The sequence below is a fragment of the Leptolyngbya sp. Heron Island J genome (assembly GCF_000482245.1).
Classification (GTDB): domain Bacteria; phylum Cyanobacteriota; class Cyanobacteriia; order Phormidesmidales; family Phormidesmidaceae; genus Leptothoe.
The window spans coordinates 1-22,434 of the sequence record NZ_AWNH01000110.1 but is presented as its reverse complement, the minus strand read 5'-3'; the positions used below and the strand labels follow the sequence as shown (position 1 = coordinate 22,434).

At 47.1% G+C, this 22,434-nt stretch carries 17 protein-coding genes; 10 read left to right on the top strand and 7 right to left on the bottom strand.

Features of this window, described 5'->3' with window-relative positions; all coding sequences use genetic code 11:
• Positions 1-221: 221 nt before the first annotated feature.
• Together N836_RS68675 and N836_RS68670 are read left to right on the top strand one after the other, a co-directional pair.
• Positions 222-1,646 (top strand): AAA-like domain-containing protein, encoded by a 1,425-nt coding sequence (locus tag N836_RS68675; protein ID WP_023076322.1) that lies wholly within the window; start codon positions 222-224, stop codon positions 1,644-1,646.
• A gap of 334 nt (positions 1,647-1,980) precedes the next feature.
• A complete protein-coding gene (locus N836_RS68670) occupies positions 1,981-4,704 on the top strand; it encodes a CHASE2 domain-containing protein (protein ID WP_023076321.1) in 2,724 nt (907 codons plus the stop codon).
• 59 nt (positions 4,705-4,763) lie between these two features.
• Here the strand turns inward: N836_RS68670 and N836_RS76795 are convergent, their stop codons facing one another.
• Positions 4,764-4,916 carry a hypothetical protein gene (locus N836_RS76795; RefSeq protein WP_161635052.1) on the bottom strand — a complete coding sequence of 51 codons (153 nt, stop codon included), beginning with the start codon at positions 4,914-4,916 and terminating at the stop codon, positions 4,764-4,766.
• Between the two features lie 979 nt (positions 4,917-5,895).
• Here N836_RS76795 and N836_RS0139595 point away from each other — a divergent pair.
• From N836_RS0139595 to N836_RS73945, 4 genes are all read left to right on the top strand, one after another.
• Positions 5,896-6,249 carry a phage tail protein gene (locus N836_RS0139595; protein WP_023076319.1) on the top strand — a complete coding sequence of 118 codons (354 nt, stop codon included), beginning with the start codon at positions 5,896-5,898 and terminating at the stop codon, positions 6,247-6,249.
• A gap of 178 nt (positions 6,250-6,427) precedes the next feature.
• The gene (locus N836_RS75470) at positions 6,428-6,787 is read left to right on the top strand and encodes a phage tail protein (RefSeq protein ID WP_023076318.1); all 360 of its coding nucleotides are present in this window, start codon (positions 6,428-6,430) and stop codon (positions 6,785-6,787) included.
• An 857-nt stretch (positions 6,788-7,644) separates the two neighbouring features.
• Positions 7,645-8,004 carry a hypothetical protein gene (locus tag N836_RS68655; RefSeq protein ID WP_023076317.1) on the top strand — a complete coding sequence of 120 codons (360 nt, stop codon included), beginning with the start codon at positions 7,645-7,647 and terminating at the stop codon, positions 8,002-8,004.
• A gap of 356 nt (positions 8,005-8,360) precedes the next feature.
• Positions 8,361-9,917, top strand: coding sequence for a glycoside hydrolase family 30 protein (locus N836_RS73945; protein ID WP_023076316.1), 1,557 nt, complete (start codon positions 8,361-8,363; stop codon positions 9,915-9,917).
• A 482-nt stretch (positions 9,918-10,399) separates the two neighbouring features.
• Here the strand turns inward: N836_RS73945 and N836_RS68645 are convergent, their stop codons facing one another.
• From N836_RS68645 to N836_RS68630, 4 genes are all read right to left on the bottom strand, one after another.
• On the bottom strand, positions 10,400-10,777 hold the full coding sequence (locus N836_RS68645) for a GNAT family N-acetyltransferase (RefSeq protein ID WP_161635051.1): 378 nt from the start codon (positions 10,775-10,777) through the stop codon (positions 10,400-10,402).
• A gap of 109 nt (positions 10,778-10,886) precedes the next feature.
• Complete coding sequence (locus N836_RS68640) at positions 10,887-12,020, bottom strand: ferritin-like domain-containing protein (protein ID WP_081717009.1); 1,134 nt, start codon at positions 12,018-12,020, stop codon at positions 10,887-10,889.
• A 293-nt stretch (positions 12,021-12,313) separates the two neighbouring features.
• Positions 12,314-15,853 (bottom strand): AAA-like domain-containing protein, encoded by a 3,540-nt coding sequence (locus N836_RS68635; protein WP_023076313.1) that lies wholly within the window; start codon positions 15,851-15,853, stop codon positions 12,314-12,316.
• Positions 15,854-15,872: 19 nt separating this feature from the next.
• Positions 15,873-18,719 (bottom strand): AAA-like domain-containing protein, encoded by a 2,847-nt coding sequence (locus N836_RS68630; RefSeq protein WP_023076312.1) that lies wholly within the window; start codon positions 18,717-18,719, stop codon positions 15,873-15,875.
• Between the two features lie 163 nt (positions 18,720-18,882).
• Between N836_RS68630 and N836_RS74990 the strand changes: the two genes are divergently transcribed.
• Positions 18,883-19,476, top strand: coding sequence for an IS66 family transposase zinc-finger binding domain-containing protein (locus N836_RS74990; protein ID WP_071789098.1), 594 nt, complete (start codon positions 18,883-18,885; stop codon positions 19,474-19,476).
• A 143-nt stretch (positions 19,477-19,619) separates the two neighbouring features.
• A complete protein-coding gene (locus N836_RS68625) occupies positions 19,620-19,847 on the top strand; it encodes a hypothetical protein (protein ID WP_023076311.1) in 228 nt (75 codons plus the stop codon).
• A 35-nt stretch (positions 19,848-19,882) separates the two neighbouring features.
• Here the strand turns inward: N836_RS68625 and N836_RS68620 are convergent, their stop codons facing one another.
• The gene (locus tag N836_RS68620) at positions 19,883-20,464 is read right to left on the bottom strand and encodes a Uma2 family endonuclease (protein ID WP_023076310.1); all 582 of its coding nucleotides are present in this window, start codon (positions 20,462-20,464) and stop codon (positions 19,883-19,885) included.
• Between N836_RS68620 and N836_RS77280 the strand changes: the two genes are divergently transcribed.
• Positions 20,463-20,618, top strand: a complete 156-nt coding sequence (locus tag N836_RS77280; protein ID WP_023076309.1) for a hypothetical protein — start codon at positions 20,463-20,465, stop codon at positions 20,616-20,618. The genes N836_RS68620 and N836_RS77280 overlap by 2 nt on opposite strands.
• Before the next feature lie 47 nt (positions 20,619-20,665).
• Positions 20,666-21,961, top strand: coding sequence for a Y-family DNA polymerase (locus N836_RS68615; protein ID WP_235071181.1), 1,296 nt, complete (start codon positions 20,666-20,668; stop codon positions 21,959-21,961).
• Between the two features lie 139 nt (positions 21,962-22,100).
• Here N836_RS68615 and N836_RS68610 read toward each other — a convergent pair whose 3' ends face one another.
• On the bottom strand, positions 22,101-22,280 hold the full coding sequence (locus tag N836_RS68610; RefSeq protein ID WP_023076307.1) for a DUF4278 domain-containing protein: 180 nt from the start codon (positions 22,278-22,280) through the stop codon (positions 22,101-22,103).
• Between the last annotated feature and the right edge of the window lie 154 nt (positions 22,281-22,434).

Below are 22,434 nucleotides of genomic sequence, written 5' to 3'. Positions count from 1 at the left end.
ACAATTGACAAAAGGGAAATTTTAATAATTTTTGGCTAAATCTTGGCTAAATGTGACCGATTTCTCTAGATATCGGTCACTTAGGTCAGGAATCAAATCCCACTGTGATAGTATCTAGTGGGAAAAATATTAGTTCAACTCTCACCCGCCTCCGGTGATAGTTAAATTATCTTGGCACTGTCCTGGAGAGCTAGTTACTTTACAGATTCACTGGCTTCCTGATGGACATAGACACGCTTGTACCTAAGGTAGAACGGCTTTTGCAGAGACAGTTGGGGACGCTTGAGCGCCTGGTATTGCAAGAATCCTGGTCTCATCGCAGCTATGCTGAAATCGCCCAAAGTTCTAGCTATGCTACAGAGTATATTAAACAAATTGGCTCAAAGCTTTGGTCAGAACTTTCGGTGGCTCTGGGAGAAAGTGTTAGCAAAAAAAGCCTACGGCTGGTTTTGACCCCTGAGCGTTTGCAGAAATACCAGCCCCAGTCAATCCCTAGACCAGCCGCTGTATCGATTCCAACCGCTGCGCCAGCTGCCCAGACGATGGCTTCTCCGCGCCCGTCCGTCAAACCTCTGACGCCGACAGTTACCGCCGCCAGTCGATTTCCATCGGGTCCCTTACCCCTAGATTCTCCCCTCTATGTAGAGCGTCTACCCCAAGAAGCCAGTGCGTTTAATGAACTGAGCTATCCCGGCTGTCTCTTGAGGATTAAAGCTCCTCGGCGGATGGGGAAAAGCTCATTACTCAATCGTTTACTTGACCACGCCCAGGGTCAGGGCTATCGCACCATTACCCTCAATCTTCAGGAAGTAGACCGAGAAATCTTTGACCATCTTGACCAATTTCTCCGCTGGCTATGTGCGAACGCCAGTCATCAGCTGGGACTGCCGTCAAAGGTGGATGCCCTATGGGATCAAGAAATGGGCAGTAAGGTTAATTGCAAGCTTTATTTTGAGCGCTATGTGCTCAAGGAAATCTCGACTCCATTGGTGCTGGGCATTGATGAACTCAATCGCATCTTTGGCTACTCGAGAATTGTCCAAGACTTTTTGCCGATGCTCAGGGTTTGGCATGAACGGTCTAAGGACAGTGCCATCTGGCAAAAGCTAAGGTTGGTATTGGTTCATGCCACCGACCTTTATGTGCCACTCCATCTCAATCAATCACCATTTAATGTCGGGTTGCCTATTCGGTTACCCCCCTTTACCCTGGAACAGCTCACCCACCTGGCTCAGCGCTATGGTGTGGAGACCTTGCTCCATGGTCGAGCAGGTCAGTCATTCCGGTCGTTTTATTATTTGATTAACGGCCATCCACATCTAGCCGGGTTGGCATTTTACACGCTGCAGCAGGGTCAGATGTCTCTGGAGCAAATCATTGCTACCGCTGCTAGCGCCCAAGGGATCTATCATGACCATCTACAGCGCTGTCTGGCGATGTTAAACAGCGATCCTTCGGTGGCGGCCAGCTACTATCAGGTGATCACCCATGGAGATGGGGTGGTACTGGATGGGATCGCGAGTTACAAACTCGATAGCCTGGGATTAGTCAGTTTTGAGCAAACCCTCGTCAAGCCCAGCTGTGAGCTATATCGTCTTTATTTCAGCCATCAGTTAAAGACGTTTGCTCGGGAAACCATGGTTTGATTCCTGCAGGAGACGTCTTAGCAGGGAAGGCTCAGCAGGTAAGAAAAGTAAGTTATTTTTAATTCATGTTACCTAACCCCTGTATCAACCTGAGACATCGGACAACTATGGAGCGAAGATGAGTATGCAGCAGGTAAGAGTCAAAACGTAACCGTCAAGGAGCCTGCTTTGCTCGGGCTACTTTTGACATTTTTAGGACCTTAAACGCGAGTGCTTGAGAAGATTTTGCAGGTGTTGATCCAAAATATAAATTGATTGCTTGGAAACACAATACGGCAAGATCGTTACATTGAAATCATACTGAGGATCAGCAACGCCAAGATTTTTATAGCCTATGCGATATCGGGTTGGTGGTACGCTGAATGCAACAGATCCCACCTATGTAGAACGACAGACAGATACCAGTCTGCTAGAGGCTCTGACGGCTGGAACATTTTGTTATGTCCTAAACTCTCGGCAGATGGGAAAGTCTTCCCTGATGGTACGGACTAAATATCGTCTACAAAAGGCCGGGCATCGCTGTGCCATGGTAGACCTGACCAGCATCGGTAGCAAACGCATCACTCCTGTTCAATGGTACAAAGGACTGCTGGCTGAACTTTGGCACGATTTACAACTGGCTGATGTTGACCAGTTTCAACAGTGGTGGCAGACCCAGGGAGAGATATCACTACCTCAAAAATTGAGCCGATTTATTGTGGATCGGCTATTAGAACAGTGCCCCAAAGACCATTTCTATATTTTTTTAGACGAAGTGGATAGTGTATTGGGCTTACCGTTTGCGGTGGATGACTTTTTTGCGGTCATTCGCTATTGCTATAACCGGCGGGCGGTGGACCCAAACTATCACCGGATTACCTTTGCCATGTTTGGGGTAGCCAGCCCTGCTGATTTGCTCCAGGATAAGCAAAGAACTCCCTTTAACATTGGTCAAGCGCTGACCTTAGCTGGGTTCTCTTTGACAGAAGCAGAACCGTTAGCCACAGGTCTGCAAACTTCAGGTTTGTCACCGTCGTCCCTGGCCAACATCCTCAAGTGGACAGGTGGGCAACCGTTTTTAACCCAAAAGATTTGTCAGTTATTAACAGAAATGGGTACCCCACCTGTAGACCAGCCTAACTGGGTTGACTGGGTTGTCCAAACCCGGTTGATTGAAAATTGGGAAGCCAATGATGAACCTGAACATTTACGGACAATTCGCGATCGTATTCTCAACCAGCCTGCCCTGACGGGGCGTCTGCTGGGGCTTTATCAACAGATCCTGGCAAACCAGACCGTCGCCTTTGACGGCAGTCGAGAACATACCGAGCTGTTGCTCTCAGGGATAGCCGTCAATCATCATGGCTATCTCCAGGTCAAAAATGCGATATACCGAACAATTTTTAATGAAACCTGGGTAACCCACCAGCTGTCGCTGCTGCGGCCATACTCAGACCCCTTTAGTCACTGGATCGCCACTGGGCAAAAAGATTCCAGCCATTTACTGAGCGGATTTGCCCTCCAGGAAGCCATGGCCTGGGCCGATGAGAAACAGCTTAGCGATCTGGACTATCGGTTTCTGCGCACCAGCCAGCAACAAGAACAACAGCGCATTGAAACCAAGCTAGTAGCAGAACAACAACAGCGAGAACAGGTTCAGTTTGCTCTGACGGCAACCCGTGAAGCCAATCAGGTGCTGGCCGAGGCCAAATTAGCTAGCCGCCAGCAAGTCAAACGTTTACGGCTGCCGCCCTGGTGGATTTTGCTGGTGGGCTGTGGAACGGCCCTAATCGTGTGGTTGCTGTGTCTGACCGGTTGGTTACAGGGCAGTGAATGGTCTCTGTTGGATAGCTTTTTCCAACTTCGCCATAACAACACACGTATGGATTCTCGGATTACCCTGGTCACCATTAACGAAGCCGATCTACAACAGGTAGGGCGCTACCCCATTCCTGATCAGATAATTGCCGATACTTTACAAACTTTAGACGCTCAGGAGCCACGGCAGATTGGACTGGTGTTTTATCGAGACTTACCGGTTGGACCGGGTACAGACCAACTCGCCCAGCTATTTGCGACCATGCCTAACCTGGTGGGTATCGAGAAAGTCATTGGCGATCAGGTAGCCGCTCCCGCCAAATTAGCTAGCCAGGGACAGGTGGGATTTACCGATCAGGTGTTTGATGCCGATGGCAACCTGCGGCGAGCCTTATTATCAGTGCGTACCCCCAATGGCAATCTGCACTATAGTCTGGCCCTAAAAATTACCCTGGCCTATTTGGAAGCCGTTGGCATTCATCCTGATACCTCTCCTCAAACCTCCGATACGATTCGCTTGGGGCAGGCTACACTGCGTCCTTTTCGCAGCAACAATGGCGGCTATGTGCGGGCTGACGATGGCGGCTATCAAATATTAATCAACTATTGGGGCACCCAGCGTAAATTTCAAACCTATTCGCTGCAGCAGGTCTTGACCAACCAGGTGCCCCAGGGCACACTGCGCGATCGCATTGTGCTGATTGGCCCCACGGCTGAAAGCGTGCAAAACTTAGTCGGCACGCCTTACAACACCTCATGGTTTGGGTTACCCCGCGAAGAAATGTCGGGAATCGCCGTCCATGCCAACATTATCAGCCAGCTGCTGGCGGCCGCCCTGGACAAGCGCCCGCTGCTCAATACCTGGTCACCCCCCTACAAAGAACTTTGGGGACTAGCCTGGGCCATAGCAGGTTGCTGGGTCGCCTGGTGGTTTAAGTTCTCCCTGCCTATTCTCATAGTGGGTGCTCTGGGGCTAACAGCCTTGTTTGTTCTCTGTTACGTTAGCTTTCTAGCCGGATGGTGGCTACCGCTGCTGCCTGCCAGTTTATGCTGGAGCCTGGCTATTCTCGTCTTTGTGATGATTACTAACCAGCGACTTAAACAGATTCAACTTCAAAAAACCTTACATCAGCTGATTGCGATTACCCATAAAAATCCCGCTGTTGGACAGATTGCTCTGGAATATCTCCAACAAACTGAGAGTGAAGAAAACCAGACGTTAATTAGCAGTATTTTAGAGAAACGACTGCCCCTGTCCTGAGTCTTACCCAAAACTATGTCTTAGCGGTTGATGCATCAGTCAAGAGCTGATTAGGCCATCTACGCATTAGATACTCCCTGTCGGCTACTGCGGGAGCCTAAACCCGATGTGCGGTCAGGAGAGTTATCATCAGGAGGTTCAAAGACGGATGAAGGCACCACATTTCCGGTTATCAGGGACTTGGTGATAACGTCACGATCAGGATTATTCATCTGATTTTTGGCAAGGTTTACTGTAACAACTGCTACAATTATCCATAAGAATGTTGTGCTGAAGCCGGCCAGCGGGGTGTAGTTAGCAGCATAGTTTATAAATACTGATCGATGCATTATATTGTTGCCCCGTTTGATACTTGTTTACTGAATGTCACCAAAATCCTTCAGGGTGCTAGCGGCTATCCTGAGAACAGTTGCTATGTGGCCCTAAGGCTCGGTTAACGTGTGCTAATGTTTAAGTCCCCGCTAGTTTATTTAGCGTATTTAATGTTCTAAATATCGTCAGCTTGATAGATCTTGAATATGAGAGTACTTTTTGCGCTTTTCCCACGGTGTTAAGGTCAACAGCAGAGTACCCTCAAAATAGTGGGAAAAGTGGGTACGCTACATAACCTCTATGCAACATATCTCACCTTTATTGCCTTTTACATGCTAGATAAGGGACAGGTGTGAAAATAATATATCCTCTGTCAAAAACTAGCTTGACTACTGTCTCCCTTACGTTGGCGAAGCCTGCCCTTTGGGCTTAGGGGGAGTTACAGGGGGTTATCGAGATATAGCGCTATTGGTCAAGATCCCTCCGCCTAAGGCACCCCTCCTTACGAAGGGGAGGACATCCTAGCAACATAATTTCGTATGGGTATTTTATTTGTTTGCTAATCCCTAAGCTTGTTAAATTGAGGTAAGAGAAGTTAGTTGATTATCAGTTTCCTTCTTTTTGACACATTTGTGATTCCCTTTTTCAACTACAATCCATCTGCAGTTATCGGTAATGTCTGTTGTCAGGGATCAGGATTTTATAAGACCCAAAAATGTTGTCTGCAGAGGCGTTCCATGGAACGCCTGTACGGCAAAAGATAGGACCCAATTAAATCCTCATTCCTAAGTAGACGGAGTAAGCATTGTCCAGCGGTCTGCTTATTAGGATGAGATAATACCATTAACAATCATTAGTGTTACCCGGAGATCTTGAACTATGGAACCATTTATTGGGCAGATTATGATGTTTGGAGGCAACTTTGCACCTAGAGGTTGGACCTTTTGTGATGGTCAACTCTTGTCGATCATGCAAAATCAGTCGTTGTACAGCATCATAGGTACCACCTATGGAGGAGATGGTCGCAATACGTTTGGCTTGCCCGATCTTCGGGGACGGATTGCCATCGGTGAGGGGCAGGGGCAAGGTTTATCTACGCGCCATCTTGGAAGCCAAGGTCAGTTTGCAACTGAGAACTGCGCGCGAGGAAATCAAGATCTTGACAGTGGCGTACACTATACGACTATTAACTATATTATCGCGCTTGAGGGCACCTTTCCACCTCGTAGCTAGACTTGTAAGCAATGGGTCTCAAATTCTAATTCATCCTCTAATGGAGATTTCTTCGCCCTGGTTAGAATTTGGCAATCTTGATTGACAATGTCGTTAAAAAGAATGGATACCATGCGGTTTGTTGACTGACTGTCACAGCACCGTTGGTTGGTTGATTGTTACCTGGAGAAATACGGCTATGCAACCCTATATGGGACAGATCATCATGTTTGCGGGAAACTTTGCTCCCACAGGCTGGTTTTTGTGTGATGGTCAACTGTTATCAATTTCTAACTATAGCGCTCTGTATAGTCTATTAGGAACTACCTATGGAGGGGATGGTCGCACCACGTTTGGGCTGCCTGATCTCCGCGGCAGGGCTCCTGTTCATCAAGGCCAGGGTCCTGGCTTGCCTGCTTATACTCTTGGCCAACGGGCTCAGTTTAAGACTTCATATGATCATAAGTATGATCAAGTTCAAAGTGTTGCTAGTGGCATAAACTACACAACAGTTAACTACATTATTGCGTGGGATGGTGTTTATCCATCTAGCAACTAGGGACAATTTATTATTGGGATTTTGTGAGATCGCATCTCCCACAACAACAGAAAAAGTGTGATCGCCAGCTTGCTGACAGCAACGCGCAATTCAGGTATTAAGTATCTCAACATGAATTTACTGAATACCCTTTTATATCTTCAGTCGAGGAGAATGAGAGAGTATCGAAGGGACTAAACCTAAAAGAGATTTTAGGTTTAGTCCTTCTTTTTTATGCATCTTTCTCCTATCGCTTGCCGCTATCTTTATTCGTATAGTCGAGCAAGATATTGGCGCTATTGGTATTACCTTTAATCGCTTATTGATTTATCCTATGGGGCTTTGGGGCTGCTACAGAATTCAATCAATATGTCGGTCTAAAGATGATGAAAGACAATAACCAACCCAACCAATTCAATTAGGAGGCAGTTCTCTGGTTACTCACCGATATTGTGGTGGGCTTCTCTTTGCAATAGATCTCACCTTTATTGCCTTTTGCACGTCAGATCAATTCACTAGTTGGAAGTGAGAGAAGTTAGCTGATTGATAAAGTTCTTCTCTGCAGCACTATTTTTTCTCTCTTGTTGTGTCTATATTAGTTATGTCAACTTAATCATAGTTGTGTAGATGCACTGGTCCTGGCTAGCATACTCAATTGGTTTGTTTAACAAATTGACATAACACACCGCCAGTTGCTCAGTTTGCTCAGTAGAATTAATCGGAAATAGTAGAGCCCTTGATACATGAGGGTTTTAGGGACGGTCAAAAAGGCCGATAAAATGTTTGCCTGATAAGGTTCTGAGTCGGTTTTATACCTTCTTAATTCTGATTAAATCTACTAAATTCAGCGTGTAAAGTAACGTTATTGAGGATAGAAAATGATAGAGATTAGCTGGTCTCAACTTAATGGAAGTACCTCTCTTTCAGATGGAGATAAGATATATGCAAAAGATCCTCAGGAAATTGACGTACCAAGCGAAATCGAGATAGTTCTTTGCCTGGGTCCAGGTATAACCTGGTGGAAAGGGCTTCAATCTTCTGAAATAGTTCTTTGTCAGTGTCAAGATAGTCAAAGATATAATTCGACAAGGATTTCTTACGACACCTTCAAAGAAAGAACATTCACTCTCTGGAAAGCTAAATTTGGTGGCGCGCACACATTGATGTATTACATAGCGAACCAAAATGAACATATGAAGGCTGGCTATTCATACTTGTTTGAATGGGCTCGTGACTAATTTAGTGCAGAGAACACATGTCTTACATTGTTTAGATTTTGGCTTGCTAGGATAGATCTTTAACGTAGTTTAAGGGTGCCCATTGTATAGGTAATGAGCGCCCTTAAACTCGAATTTTAGCTTTTGACCAAACCTCATGAAACTCTTTGAGAGTTCGAATTATAGTTATTGGCGAGACTGACTGATTATATGAGAGTTCTGCTGCCTTTGTTGTCGGCATAGTTAGACTCATAGTTATTGCAATCTAGCAATATTTTAAGTGTTGCATTAACTTGTTGAAAGATTTATCTTTCAACAAGTTAATTGTCTCAATAATGTAATCAAAAGCATCTGAAATTTAGGGAAAGGAATCAGACATGAGTGGAAAAATAGCGACGATCTACGAGACCAGTAAGTCAATCTATGATAACTCCTTCTATGGAGATGGGCTTCATCCTCGCAAAGTTAATTTTGGATCTAACAATATCAATGATCGCCGAATCATAACCATTAAACCAGGGCAAGAATATCAGGAGATACTTGGATTCGGCGGGGCGTTTACAGATGCGGCAATTGAAAACATTTTGAGTATGCCTCTGGATCAGCAGGAAGAAGTTCTTAAAGCATACTACGGGCCTAGTGGAAATAATTACTCTATAGGGCGAATCCCAATCGGAAGTTGCGATTTTTCAAAAGAATATTATTGCTACTGCGATACAGAAGAAGATTTTGAACTCTTAAGTTTTTCCTTAAATAAGACATGGGATCTTGAGAAAAGAATCCCAATCATTAAGCGCGCTAATGCACTTCGAGGGACATCGTTAAGGCTTTTTGCCAGTCCATGGACAGCACCGCCATGGATGAAAACGAACTACTCTTCTCGAAAAGTTGGAGCGGATAAAGGCTGGGTTGGTGGTCAACTCAAATCAGACAAGAATGGCAAGTACAAGCAGGCATGGGCCTTATACTTCTCAAAATACCTGAGTGCTTATTATGACCGGGGAGTTGATATTTGGGCTGTGACTGTTCAGAATGAGCCGAATGGACGGGAATTTAAGTTGCCTACTGGAGATATCGGCATCACTTGGGAGTCAATGGATTTTAGTGCGGAGCAAGAGCGAGATTTTGTTGCAAACTATCTGGGGCCGACACTGAAAAAGGAGCATCCAAACGTCGATATCATTATGCTGGATGGTCAGAAGATTTACACAGGCGGTTCCCCAGATTGGAAGAGTTTGCCAAAAGAGTGGCTTCACAAATTAGAAAATCATGTCACAAACGTATCTGACGTGAATTGGCCGGAGATTATGCTAAACGGGACAGATTCAGCTAAGGACTATGTGCAAGGTATTGGGGTGCATTGGTATGCAGGCCCGTTTTTTGAGCAACTTGAAAAAACACACAGCCAATTTCCAGATAAATTCATCTTGGCAACTGAAGCCTGCACCGGGTATCGTAGACCATTTGAAAAATGCGGTCCTGATTTGAACCAGGGTCGATGGGAGCGTGGCAAAGCTTATGCCTATGATATTTGGGGCGATCTCACAAATTGGGCAGTTGGCTGGACCGATTGGAATATTGTCCTTGACGCAAAGGGCGGTCCAAATCATGCTAACAACTTCTGCGATGCCCCAATTCTCGTCATGCCAAAGTACGATTCCAACCGATATCGTATTATAAAACAACCTATGTACTATGCTATAGGGCATTTCAGTCGATTCATTCCACCCGGTTCGAAGCGAATTGGAATAGGGGACGGATTAGCGATAGAAGTCGTTGCGTTTAAGACTCCACACAATGAAATCGTAGTTGTTGTACTCAATCGCAGCAACTCGCCGTATCAGTATGCTATTAGCGATCCAACTTCAAATTCCGAGCGCGTAAATATCTCCATTCCCAGCAATGCTTTTCAGACTATTGTTTATCCTTTATAGGAGTCTGGTGGATAAGTGAATCGTAAAGCCATTCTATAGCCCAGACACCAATGTCCCTGGTACTAGAGCAGACTAACCACCTAACAAAGAAATCAACGCAGCACTACAGGCAAGTGTGAGGGGGATAAAGGTAACTAAAATGAGAAAGGGGATCGGAAAAATCGATCTGCCATTAATATGAAATTAAGTCTGTAGATCAAAATATTGTGAATCGTATCGGGAAAATGTGATTTGTAGTACCTCTTGTTTAAAGAACTTAGGCTAAGTTCTTACCTTTAACACTAACGTTTCCAAACAGTTGATATAGCAGCTGGTTGAACGATGTAATTCTCTGATGGAGAGTCATCTGCTTATTGACAAATAGGTCCTATGTGCATTAGTTTTTCAGTCTCGCGGCTGCCATGGAAATGGGTCTCTTTATCAAAGGCAATGGAGACTGTCATAGTCGCTCCTAGTTGTTTAGCCAGACGGTTGAACAGGGCCTAGGATGCTTGATTTGAGTTTGGGATAGTGACTTCTAGATAGACAATATCCTGACAGCTGGGACACCGAAGCAGCGTTTGCAACATGTGTGTAGCTAATCCCTGCCCGCGATAGGGTTCGGTAACAATTGTTTGCCAGATAAATAACGTATCTGGCCGTGTGGGAATACGATAGCCGAAGATAAAGGCAACTAACTGATTGGCCTCTTTGGCGCAGATTAAAGTATCAGCAAAGTGGGTGCATTGCAACAGATTGCAATGGAGAGAATTGTTGAAGAGAAATGGTGTGGTAGTTAATAATTCCTGGAAGGCAAATGCGTCTAGGTCCGTGGGTGGACCTAGTTCGAGAGTAGAGGGCAAGAAATGCGATCGCACCATTTTCATACTCCTAATGACGCCTGCCCTGAAGTGCATCAGAGCAGGCAATGCATAATCGTGTATTATGTCAAGTCAAAGTTTTTAGTTTCTGAGGGAGAGGTTTTTATGACTACTCTTTCCATTGGGGCACAATACCCGCTTGCCAGCACTGAGTTGGTAGAGGCTTCAGCTTGTACATGGCATCAAAAAACGTGCTAGCACCGCCACCACCCCACATAGAGGTTAGAGTCTTGATAAATGAGTCAAATCCCTCTACAAGTTCTCCCACCGCTTTACCCTGTTCAAAGGTAGGCGCACCAGCGGCAATGGGATAGGTTTCTGGGAATTCCATTCCTTTATGGGTAATCTGGTTATGAATCCATAAAAATCGACCATAGTGAGCATACTGGTTGAGAATAGCCCGATCATCTTCTTCTGGATCGACAACCTTACTTTTGCCATCTTTATTTTTTTGAATAGGCGTATAGAACCGGTAGGTGTCGTCAACACGAAACTGGCTTTCGTGATAAGGAGGTTCTGTGACAGGTGCCATGTTCAAGCCTTCTCCTTGACTGCAAATCAAGTTCACAGCTTGTTGGGCATCACCAAATGACGCAATTGTCTGATTAATTCTTAAGGCATTTTGTTGAAACTTTGGCGGGATCATAAACTGCGACTGTTGGTTTTCTGTAGACCAACTAAAGACGGGGCCATATTTCTCAACTTCTAGAATGCCTTTTAATAGCGCATCATACATCTGCCCAATGGTAGCGTAGGGATATTGGGGACTGGTGTGGTCTAAGGCGGCGTCAAATTCTGTTGGGGTCTCAATATCTAACATAGTATTGAGAGTGGCCTCATTCAATGGACCCAACGATGCCTTTAGTAGGGCCTCATGGTTTGGCATCTTTGGTCCCATGGTTTCTGGATCGTAGGGAGCTAAATAGGGAACAGGTTCACCATAGGTAGGTTTCTGGAAAATCTCTTTGGCATTAACATCCAAGGCTAAACACAAATTGGCCGCTAGCTGTAGATGTAGCATTTCTTCAATGCAAACGCTCAAGATGATATCGTAAACAGCCTTCGCAAATACTGCTTTTTCCGACTTATCATCCTCCTTAGGCAAGATGATCGAGGTCATCACCGTAAGATAAAACGGCAGTGTATACATCTCAATAAGCACTGCTGTTTTTGCGTGGGACTGCACTAACTCTTTAGTCCATGTAGTACTGGCTGATGTCGGCTTGGCTGCTGACATAGTCATAATTTGTTCTCCTCTCTAGTTGCAATAGCTAAGTCGAATGTGGGGTTTCGGTTCACAAATTGCCCATAAACGACCCATAACCAATCAAGTTTGAATAAACTCAACCGAAGTCATCTTCAAGAGTGTACGTTCTTACATTCAAGTGAGAGAGCGATTGGCTTAACGAGCAAAGCGGCTCGCTGTCAGGCCTTTTAGCAGCTAGTGACAGGTAAAATGACCAAAAAGTAAGTCCTGAAAAAATTAATGATTGCCTTACATTTCTTCCAGCTGTTCCTATGGCTGAAAAGAAAAAACTAAGTCTCACACAGCTTGCGATCGCTATCAGCAATGTCTGGACTGGTGCTCAAATAGTCAACAATCAAATCACAGGCAAGGGTAATTTCATCGAGATTTAGGACTTTACTCAGATCCCAGAGAACCATGGTTTTATCAAACGATGCTGAAATCAGTTGGGTACCATCTGGGCTAAAAGCTACAGACCGAATTTCTCCCTGATGTCCGACTAAGGTAGTAATTTCTGTCAGCTCTGTCCCATCGACTTTCCATAGCTTAATCTGCCAGGCTTTAAGATCACTATTCCATAGGGGAGCCGCCAACATTTCACCATTAGAGCTGAGGGCAATACTATTACCTAAAAACGTGGCTTCTGCCAGGTCAAAGGTGAATTCCTGCACGAGTTCACCACTGGCTTGCCATTGTTGAATGGCGGAATCATCGGCAGTCATAAACATAGTGCCATCTGGCATAAATGCGATCGCACTAATCGTTTTCTCATGGTCAATGCTCTTCAGCTTTTGCCCATCCAGGGTCCAAATACTTAGGGATTCATTAGCACCACTGATCACCAATGTTTTACCATCGGGGTTAAACTGCAGATCAAACACTGAAGATTTACCCGTTTCTATCGTTTGCCGTAGGGTGCCATCACGATGCCAAAGGTTAACAATGCCATCCAAACTACCAGTGGCAATAGTTTCACCATTGGGACTAATCGCCACCGCATAAAGTGCATCCTGATGATTGCCTAAAGTTTGAGGAGGCTTTCCATTCACCGACCATAGCTTAGCCGTGTTGTCATTGCCGCCAGAGACAACATAGGTTTGATCTGGACTAATGGCGATAGAGAAGGCTCCATCACCATGATTGCCCAGGGTTTTCAACAACTTCCCATCACGCTGCCATAGCTGAACTGCACCGTTCTGGCTCGCTGATGCAAATTGTCCTCCTGTAGAGCTAATCTCAATTTGAGAAACAGAACCCTCAGAAGCATAAATTGTTTCCTGCAGGGGATTACGCCGTTGCCATAGACGAATGGTTTGATCCCATCCAGCAGTAGCAATGGTTTGGCCGTCAGGACTAACATCTACTCCCCAAATACTGGCCTCATGCCCCCTTAAGGTTTCAATCAGAACACCCTCTCGGCTCCAAACTTTGGCAGTTCCATCCACGCTGGTGGAAACAAAGAATTCTCCATCTGGGCTAAACGTCATTCCCCAAATGCTGGCCTCATGGGCCGCCAGGGTTTTGATTAAAGTGCCATCAGGCTGCCATAAATGTATGGTTTGATCGTCACCACTGGCAACAATAAGTTCGCCGTCAGGGCTAAAGTAGATGTTAGATAAGGCTCCTTGATGGCCTGTTAACGTAGCCTGTAGGGAGCCATCACGCCGCCAGAGTTTACCCTCTGTACCAGCTGTAGCCACTAATTGTTGATCTGGACTAATGGCAGCCCCTGAAATATCATCTTGAGAAAATGTGCGCAGCAACTCACCGTCCTTGGACCATAGCTTAGCAGTCCCATCTTGACTTGTGCTCACCAGTAATTCACCGGTGGCATCAAATGTGACAAACCAAACGGTTCCCCCATCCCCAGTCAGGGATTTTAGCGTTTCTCCCGTTGGGGACAACAGACTAACAGTGCCATCGCCATCGGCCACTGCAATCATGTCTCCCTTGGGACTGTAGTCTACTGAAAAAGGTTCATCCTCTGATATGTGAACACTGTCCAGCAAACGGCCATCTCGTCCCCAAATGCGTAAATGTTGATCGGTACCTACAGACACCAATGTTTTACCATCGGGACTGAAGGCGACATCATGAACAACATCGGTATGGCCTGTCAGCCGATTTACTTCGAAAACACCATATAAAGACTGCCGCAGGGTGGATTCCACCTGTTGCCCTAACGTTAACAGTGAGGTTTGAGACTTTAAACTTGGAAAGCGCTTAGTTGCACGGACTGCAGCTACCAGGGCATCCAGACGCTGATTTGACACAAATAGGGCATTAGCGGAGGTAATCAGAGTTTGCACAACTTCTGTCTCAGCCTTTTGTTCATTCTGAAACGCACGGCGGGATTGCCAAAAGGCAACAACACTCAGCCCGATTGCCCCAACCATCCCCAGGGAAACAGCTCCCAGCAAATAACGCTGTAGTTTACTGGCGCGCTGTTCCTGCACCAGTCGAGCTTTAACTTCTTTAGCCTGGGCGATTTCAAATTTCTGTTGGGCTTCTTCTCGTTCCAATGTCTCACTGGCTCTTAAGAACTGGTAGTCCGCATCGCCCAGACGTTTGTTTGTTGCCCATTGCTGGGCTTCTACCAGGGACTTGCCACGTAATAAACGGGAGCTATCGGTACCGTCTGAGACCTGCCAGGTATTGAAGAGCTGCGCATAGGGTCGCAGGGTTTGGAGTTGTTGTTGAACCCAAGCCAAGTTAAAAACTGCCTTGTAAATGGGATTTTTGATGCTTAGCTGTCCCCGGTCACGCACCACTAAACCGGCTAACAATAATTCCGTATGTTCTAGAGAGTTATCAGCAGAGACAGGGGATTCTAAGCTTTCAGGCTGGGAGGCCGCTAAGATCTGCTGGTAGATGCTAAGCAAACGACCGGCTAAGTCTTCTTGACGGAGGATGCGATCGCAAATTGTTCGCAAATGCTCTGGTTCATCCTGGGATTCCCAATGGTCAATAATTCGCTCGTGAACAATCTGAGCCACCCAGTCTGGATCAGAGAGAGTGGGCGATGCCGCCGCCGCCGATGGTTCGTGGCTGACTAGCTGGCAAAGCTTCTGAGTCAAAAAGGGTTGTCCTCCAGTCCAATTCAGAATGGCCTCCAGAACTGTGTTTGGGTCTCGACTACCCACTGCCAGGCCATCTGCCAAGTGAATTGCTTCCGCCATGGAAAAGCCATGGAGCGTAACGGCATGGCCAATGTTAAAGGGGGTGCGGGTTTTATCTTGAATCAGATCGGTCGGTGTCGCCACTCCAAATAAGGCAAATGTGATCCGCTGAAAATCAGGATTTAAGGCCCGCTGGTTATAACAATGGCGCACCAGGGCAAAAAAATCATCAACCGCAAAAGGCAGGACCAGCACACTATCAATTTCATCCACCATGATAAATAATCGTTGCTGGGGTAGCTGTTTGAGCAACACATCGCTGAGAAAGCGGCTCAGTCTCTGCACCAGGGGCATATCTCCCTGCTGTTGCCACCAGGTTTGTAAATCCATCATGGAAAACTCAAAGGGCTGGTGGACCTGAAGACCGCTGACCAGTTCGCCTAAGATGCCTTTATACCATTGTTGAGGAGTGATCATCTCGGTTCCCACATTGGTCATGTCCAAGGTGAGACAGTAATAACCATCCTGATGTAGACGCTTTTTAGTTCTTACCAGCAGCGATGATTTCCCCATCTGCCGAGTATTGAACACATAGCAAAATTCTCCTGCCTGCAGTTGCTGATAGAGATCTTCATCGGCCTGGCGTACAACATAGGTAGGATCATAGTTGGTTAGGGTGCCACCTATCTGATAGCGCATCTGATATTGCATGGTTTCTCCCTAACAATGATTAATTACAGATTGTCCGATCATTCTCGGCAATATTTGGGCTAGTACGTAAATAATCAGCAATCAACCCACAGGCAAATATTGTGTCATCGAGCTCCATGATTTTATCTAAGTGCCAGACAATTGTATTTTGATCGTCACCGCCCGAAACTAAAAACATTCCGTCCGGGCTAAAGGAGACTACATGACTAGAAGCGGTGTGGCCATAGAGAGTTGTGAGTAGAGTGCCATCGATAGACCAAAGCCTTACAGTTTGGTCCGAACTAGCGGATGCGATCAGCTGACCATCGGGGTGAAAGTCTACGCTATAGACTTCTCCTTCATGGCCAGATAGTGTGTGCAGTAAGCTACCATCCGGTTGCCATAGTTGTACTGTGCCATCCCAATTGGCGGTGGCCAGGGTTTGGCTATTAGGACTGAAAATGGCAATAACGGATGAGGCATCTAGGGCAGAGACTGGAGTATCATCCAGCTGTTTAATGGCGACCTGATTGTTTTGTTGGGCAATGGCAAACTGTTGTCCATCGGGACTTAAATCTAATCCTAAAATGCCCGCACCCTGGTCCACCATTTTTAATGGCTCACCGTCCCGGCTCCAAAAGCTGAGATTGCCTTTAATGCTGCCAGCAACCAGGGTTTGACTATCAGGGGTAAAGTGAAGGCTCAGGATTGTACTGGTGTGACCCTTAAGTGTTTTTTGTAAGGTGCCAGTGGGATAGTTCCAAAGATTAATGGTGCGATCGCTACTGCCAGAGGCCAATTGTTGACCGTCCGGGCTAAAGGCTATAGAAGTGGCACGGTTCGTATGTCCTGTTAACGTTGTCACATGGGTGCCATCCGCACTCCCGGAGGCTAAATAGTCTCCATCCGCACTCCAATCCACACTAAACAGTTCGGCGCTATGACCCTCCCATGTAGTCTGTTGTTGTCCATTCGGATCATAAATGCGAATGTGACTATCTTGCCCCCCAACGGCAATCCGACCATCTGGGCTCATTTTAATTTTGACGTTAGGGGACACATCACTGTCAGTGATGCTCCACATCAACGTGCCATCTCGCTGCCATCGATGAACTTCGTTGGTACCACCGATAGTGACCAGGCTCTCCCCATCTGGACTCCAATCTATGCCCCAAAGACCTGTATTAGATCCGGAAAATCGATTTATTTCCTGAGATGCATAGAGAGAGCGTTTAAGGGTGATATCCACCTGGTTAACTAACGCTGATGGTGGCGTTTCGTTTAATGTGTTTAAACGTTGTTTTGTCTTAACACTGACAACGATAGCATCAAGGGTTTGTTGGGAAGCCAGACTGCTCTGGGCGGCAGACATTAAGGCCTCAACCTCACTGAGGCGGGCCTGATTTTCGTTGTGTAGCGCTCGACGATACTGCCAGAAGGCGGCAACACTTAGTCCGATTGCTCCCACGAGTGCCACAGAAACTGCCCCCAGTAGATAGCGCTGTAGTTTACTGGCCCGCTGTTCTTGCTGCAGTCTAGCCTCAACTTCCTGGGCGCGAGCCAGTTCTAGTTGTTGCTGCGCTTCTTTTCGATCCAATGCCTCACTGGCCCGGAGAAACTGATAGTCGAAATCTCCTAAGCTTTTATCCGTAGCCCATTGTTGAGCATCCTGTAGTGCCTGCCCCCGAAGCAGACGAGAGGAGTCATGCTGCCCAGAATTGCTCCAGGATTGCAATGCCTGAGAGTAAGGACGCAGGTTCGCTAGCTGGGTGCTCACCCAGGCTTGATCAAAAACCGCTTGATAGATGGGATTTCTGATCTGTAAAGTATTTTGTTGCTGAATGACTAGTCCTGACAAGAGCAATTCAGTTTGTTCTAGACTATCGTCGGAGGGCACCAAGTCTCCAGCAAGTAGTTTTTGCTGTAATCCTAGTAGCCGACCGGCTCTGGGTTCATTGCGGAGGATGCGATCGCGAATCGTCCTCAAATGCTCTGGTTCGTCTTGAGATTCCCAGTGATCAATAATCCGACTTTGAACAATCTGGGCTACCCAATCTGCATCAGTCAGAGAAGAAGATGCATCATTTTCGTTCTGATTCACCGTTGTGACCAGCTGACACAGCTTCTGGGTTAGAAATGGCTGTCCTCCAGTCCAATGGAGAATTGCTTGCAAAACTGCTTTAGGTTCCCGTTTACCCACGGCTAAACCATTGGCCAGATGAGCGGCTTCTGCCAGTGAGAACCCATGGAGCGTCACGGCATGACCAATATTAAACGGAGTGCGGGTTTTATCTTGAATCAGATCCGCAGGGGTAGCTACCCCAAACAAGGCAAAGGTGATCCGCTGAAAGGTCGAGTTTAAAGCTCGCTGGTTATAGCAGTAACGGACCAGGGCAAAAAAGTCGTCTACAGCAAAGGGTAACGCCAGCACGCTATCAATTTCGTCCACCATGATAAACAGTCGTTGGTTGGACAACTGTGGGAGCAGTATGTCACCTAAAAACCGACTCAGTTTTTGCACCAGGGGAATATCGCCCTGACCTTGCCACCAGGTGTGTAGATCCGCCATCGAAAACGTAAATGGCTGCTCAGCCTGTAAGCCGCTCACCAATTCCCCTAAAATGCCCTTGTACCACTGCTGTGGGGTAATCATCTCAGTGCCCACATTGGTCATATCCAAAGTGAGACACTGATGACCATCATGGTGCAGGCGCTTTTTTGTCCTCACCAGCAGCGATGATTTTCCCATCTGCCGGGTATTGAAGATATAGCAAAACTCTCCTGCTTGCAGTTGCCGATAGAGGACATCATCAGCTTGGCGCAAAACATAGGTGGGATCGTAATTTGTGAGGGTGCCACCTATCTGATAGCGCATTTGATATTGCATAATCTTCCCCCAACCCTGTGTCTAGGATTTATCTTACTGGACTACTTAATACTTATTGCATCTATTCAGGTGTTTGAAGACAATGGATACCCCTGCAAACCGGTAACCGTCCCAGGAAGATAAAGAAATCTTAGGGAATGCAGGGGTCTAACTTCGCTAAGTTGTGAGTATAGACGAAGAGATTGAAATTTCACGGATAACGGTACCCAAAGCGGGCTGGGAAGCAACGCCTCCGAGTATCCGAGCCTTGGTGCTGGTATTGAGCGAACGCCTGAGGCAACAAGACGAGCTTATCCAACAGCTTGAAGAGCGTCTGAATCAGACTTTAAACAATTCATCGAAACTGCCATCGAGCGAGGGTTTCGGTCAGTCGTCAGTCAAGACAAGAAAAGGCAAAAAACGTCCCAAACGGTCGTCAAAGCCATCACCGCGTCAAGCCCGAACGCTTCAGCCAAGCGAGGTGTGTGACCAAGTTCAGGATGTTTTGCCATCAATATGCGAAGACTGTGGGGCATCACTCAAGGGATATGATAAACACCTCCATCGGCATCAAGAGATAGAATTGCCACCAATAGAGCCGATAGTGATTGAATATCGGCTCCATCAACTCAGCTGTGATGCCTGTGGTCATCTGAGCCAAGCAAGGTTACCGCCTGAGGTATCCCCATCGGGCTATGGAGAACGATTGAGTGCGATAGTCGCCTTGTTGAGTGGCCCGTATCGTCTAGGTGTGTGCGCTAATGGCAGACCTGTTTGAGGTCAGTCTCTCTCGTGGGAGTGTGGGTCGCTTGCGCGATGAGATCAGCGAGGCTCTCAGTGCTCCAGTGGCAGATGCCGCGCCCTATGGTGATTTAACAGTTGATTGCACTATGGATAATCATTTTGACCATAGACCGTACAATGGATACCGACATTCTGGGAGATGATGCTTATGAGACTGTTGTCAAAGGTGCGATCGCAAAGCTGCCGAAACAACAAGCAGCTCTGGTTGTCTACATCCCAACCAATATTAATGCTATTCGTAGTGCTACCCAAGATGGTCATTACTGTAGTGCAGCAAATAGTCCTCTGACGCTTGTGGCCCGTGTCGTAGAAGCTGGCTACGTTGCCGATGCCAGCAACCGTTAGAATTCTCTCCCTTTCTCCCCTGCCTCCTTTCTCCCCTACTCCCCTGTTCCCTCGCTCTCCAAACGCACGTCCTCATACAGCAATTCAATCGGAAACTCAAACCCAACACTCTCTAGCTGGATGACATCTCCAGCCTGGTAGGCAGTATAGAGCCACAATCTTCCTTCTCCTCGACGATAGATTTCAACTTCGATTTGAGTGGAGCTGATCAGGATGTATTCTTCTAAACTAGGTAGGCTTCGATATTCTTTGAACTTGTCGCTGCGATCTAAGGTCTCTGTGCCGGACGACAGGACCTCGATAATAAGTTTTGGGTACCGTAGGGCATCCAGGGCGGTTTTGTCGCGTTCGTCGCAGCTGATAGCCAAGTCTGGATAGCGATAAATTTGTGGGGTGATGTTGACTTTGGCATCGGCCATATTGATACGGCAGCCTTGTTTGCGAATGTGGGGCCGCAGGACTGTGAGCAGGTTAATGGCGATGTCGTTGTGGGGTAAGGAGCCGCCGGTCATGGCGAAGACGCTGCCGTTGACGAATTCGTAGCGTAGTTCCTGGCGGGGTTCCCAATCCAGGTAGGCGGCGACGGTCATTTGTTGGGGCGAGGGAACGGCAATCATGGTGCTAGAGGTAGCAGGCTGGTTATATTATGCCGTGGTTATTACCCTATTCAAACTCAACTATGCCGAACCCAACGACTGGAGCCGTCCTCTAGCAACTGGTCGACCTAATGAGGCGATGGCTATTTTGACCTGTCGAGTACGAGTAGATTAGGCAAACAAAATAAGGGGGCAACAACTGCAGAATATCTCTAGCTGCAGTTGTTAACTCCATTCATTCATTCATTCATTCATTTTTGTTTCCTGCGAAAGAGTCTTTCGACCAGACCTGAAAGTAAACCAGTAGAGGTATTATCCAACAACGATGGCTGTGTCGTAGCCCGTTCTGCCGAAGCCAAGAAACTGGTATCCATGCAGGCCACATTGTATTCCATTCGTCACCTGGTACAACAAAAATGCCTCCATATCTTCTCTTCAAACCCGGTCCTCTACAAAGACATGTCCCGCCGGGTGATCGAATACAAAGACATGTCCCACCGGGTGATCGAAACCTTACAACAATTTAGTCCCGAAGTTGAACAATACTCTATCGACGAAGCCTTTCTCGACCTAGACGGCTTTACCCACCTGGACTTAACCGACTATGGCCACACCATTCGCCGTACCGTCAAGCAGTGGACTAATATTCCTGTATCCGTCGGCATCGCCCCCACTAAAACCCTGGCCAAGATAGCCGCCCATGTAGCAAAGCGATCGCAAACCACCAACGGTGTCCTTAACCTCGAAACCATAGACGACGTAGACGGATTGCTAGCCACTATCGATGTGGGAGAAGTCTGGGGCATTGGCCGTCGCAACAAAGCCAAGCTACTCCAGGCAGGCATTAAAACCGCACTCCAGCTAAAGCAGGCCCGAGATAGCTGGATCAAAAAACGATTTGGCATTTTTGGCCTACGGACAGTGCTAGAACTGCGGGGCACCCCTTGCTTTGCCATGGAACCCGTGGCCCCGCCCAAGAAAATGCGTATTGTGTCGCGGTCCTTTGGTCACCTGGTCACCGAACTTTCTGATTTGAAAGAAGCGATCTCAACCTACACCACCCGCTGCGCCGAAAAACTTCGCCAAGATAATCTGCTAGCCGGTTGTTTTACCGTCATCATGCGCACCAGCTATTACCGGAAAGAGAACCAATATTCAGCCGCGCGGACAGTTCAGCTAGACCCACCCACCAATGACACTGGCCGATTAATTCAGATTGCCATGCAGCTAGCAGAAAGGGCCTATGAACCCGGCTATGAGTATCTCAAAGCAAAAGTGATTGCCACAGAATTGGTGCAGGCTGATGAAGTCCAAGGCAGTCTGCTGGGTGGGCCAGTTCATGATGAAAAACGAGCCCGATTAATGGCAACGCTGGACCAGATTAACAGCAAGCTATCGGCTGATGCCGTGAAGTATGGCGCAATGGGACTGGCACCCACCTGGGGCATGCGGTCAGAGTATTTCTCCCAACGCTACACCACTCATTGGGATGAGCTACCTCTCGTGAACCTTAGGTAATGCTTTCTATTCTCACAAAAAAGCCCCTACCTTGTTGGCAGAGGCTTGGAGTGTGTGTAGGAGAGTCTGATGAGAAAAAAGCCCCTGACACTGCTGCCAGAGGCTGTTCACTGTGCTATGTCAAACGTTGGAATTTGGCTTAGGCGCTGTAGCGAACGCCGCGATAGGTGAGGCTGCGAGCAGCGAGCTGAGCAGGCATGGCTTTGGGGGCTCTCATTTTGAAGGTACGACCCATAAAGGACAGCTCAGTATCGGTTTCCATAGTTTCAATAGTCTGAGCAGAGGGCGTGTAGGATGCACCAAGATGAGTGAGTTTCATAGATAAAGTCCTGATAGGTGTGTGAGTGTGTCGGTGAGCGTTGGAACTCCGAGGGGGTAGAACGTTGTTTTGTCTGTTCTGAGTAGGGAAACAGGGGGCTGCCTATCAATTCCGATGGACGTTTTGTGATCGTTGTTACAGGTGGATGTGCGAT

Excerpts from the sequence above, each read along its gene's own strand:
- N836_RS68675 (WP_023076322.1), top strand. The coding sequence starts at position 222 with ATGGACATAGACACGCTTGTACCTAAGGTAGAACGGCTTTTGCAGAGA.
- N836_RS68670 (WP_023076321.1), top strand. The coding sequence starts at position 1,981 with ATGCGATATCGGGTTGGTGGTACGCTGAATGCAACAGATCCCACCTAT.
- N836_RS76795 (WP_161635052.1), bottom strand. The coding sequence starts at position 4,916 with ATGAATAATCCTGATCGTGACGTTATCACCAAGTCCCTGATAACCGGA.
- N836_RS0139595 (WP_023076319.1), top strand. The coding sequence starts at position 5,896 with ATGGAACCATTTATTGGGCAGATTATGATGTTTGGAGGCAACTTTGCA.
- N836_RS75470 (WP_023076318.1), top strand. The coding sequence starts at position 6,428 with ATGCAACCCTATATGGGACAGATCATCATGTTTGCGGGAAACTTTGCT.
- N836_RS68655 (WP_023076317.1), top strand. The coding sequence starts at position 7,645 with ATGATAGAGATTAGCTGGTCTCAACTTAATGGAAGTACCTCTCTTTCA.
- N836_RS73945 (WP_023076316.1), top strand. The coding sequence starts at position 8,361 with ATGAGTGGAAAAATAGCGACGATCTACGAGACCAGTAAGTCAATCTAT.
- N836_RS68645 (WP_161635051.1), bottom strand. The coding sequence starts at position 10,777 with ATGGTGCGATCGCATTTCTTGCCCTCTACTCTCGAACTAGGTCCACCC.
- N836_RS68640 (WP_081717009.1), bottom strand. The coding sequence starts at position 12,020 with ATGACTATGTCAGCAGCCAAGCCGACATCAGCCAGTACTACATGGACT.
- N836_RS68635 (WP_023076313.1), bottom strand. The coding sequence starts at position 15,853 with ATGCAATATCAGATGCGCTATCAGATAGGTGGCACCCTAACCAACTAT.
- N836_RS68630 (WP_023076312.1), bottom strand. The coding sequence starts at position 18,719 with ATGCAATATCAAATGCGCTATCAGATAGGTGGCACCCTCACAAATTAC.
- N836_RS68625 (WP_023076311.1), top strand. The coding sequence starts at position 19,620 with ATGGATACCGACATTCTGGGAGATGATGCTTATGAGACTGTTGTCAAA.
- N836_RS77280 (WP_023076309.1), top strand. The coding sequence starts at position 20,463 with ATGGTGCTAGAGGTAGCAGGCTGGTTATATTATGCCGTGGTTATTACC.
- N836_RS68620 (WP_023076310.1), bottom strand. The coding sequence starts at position 20,464 with ATGATTGCCGTTCCCTCGCCCCAACAAATGACCGTCGCCGCCTACCTG.
- N836_RS68610 (WP_023076307.1), bottom strand. The coding sequence starts at position 22,280 with ATGAAACTCACTCATCTTGGTGCATCCTACACGCCCTCTGCTCAGACT.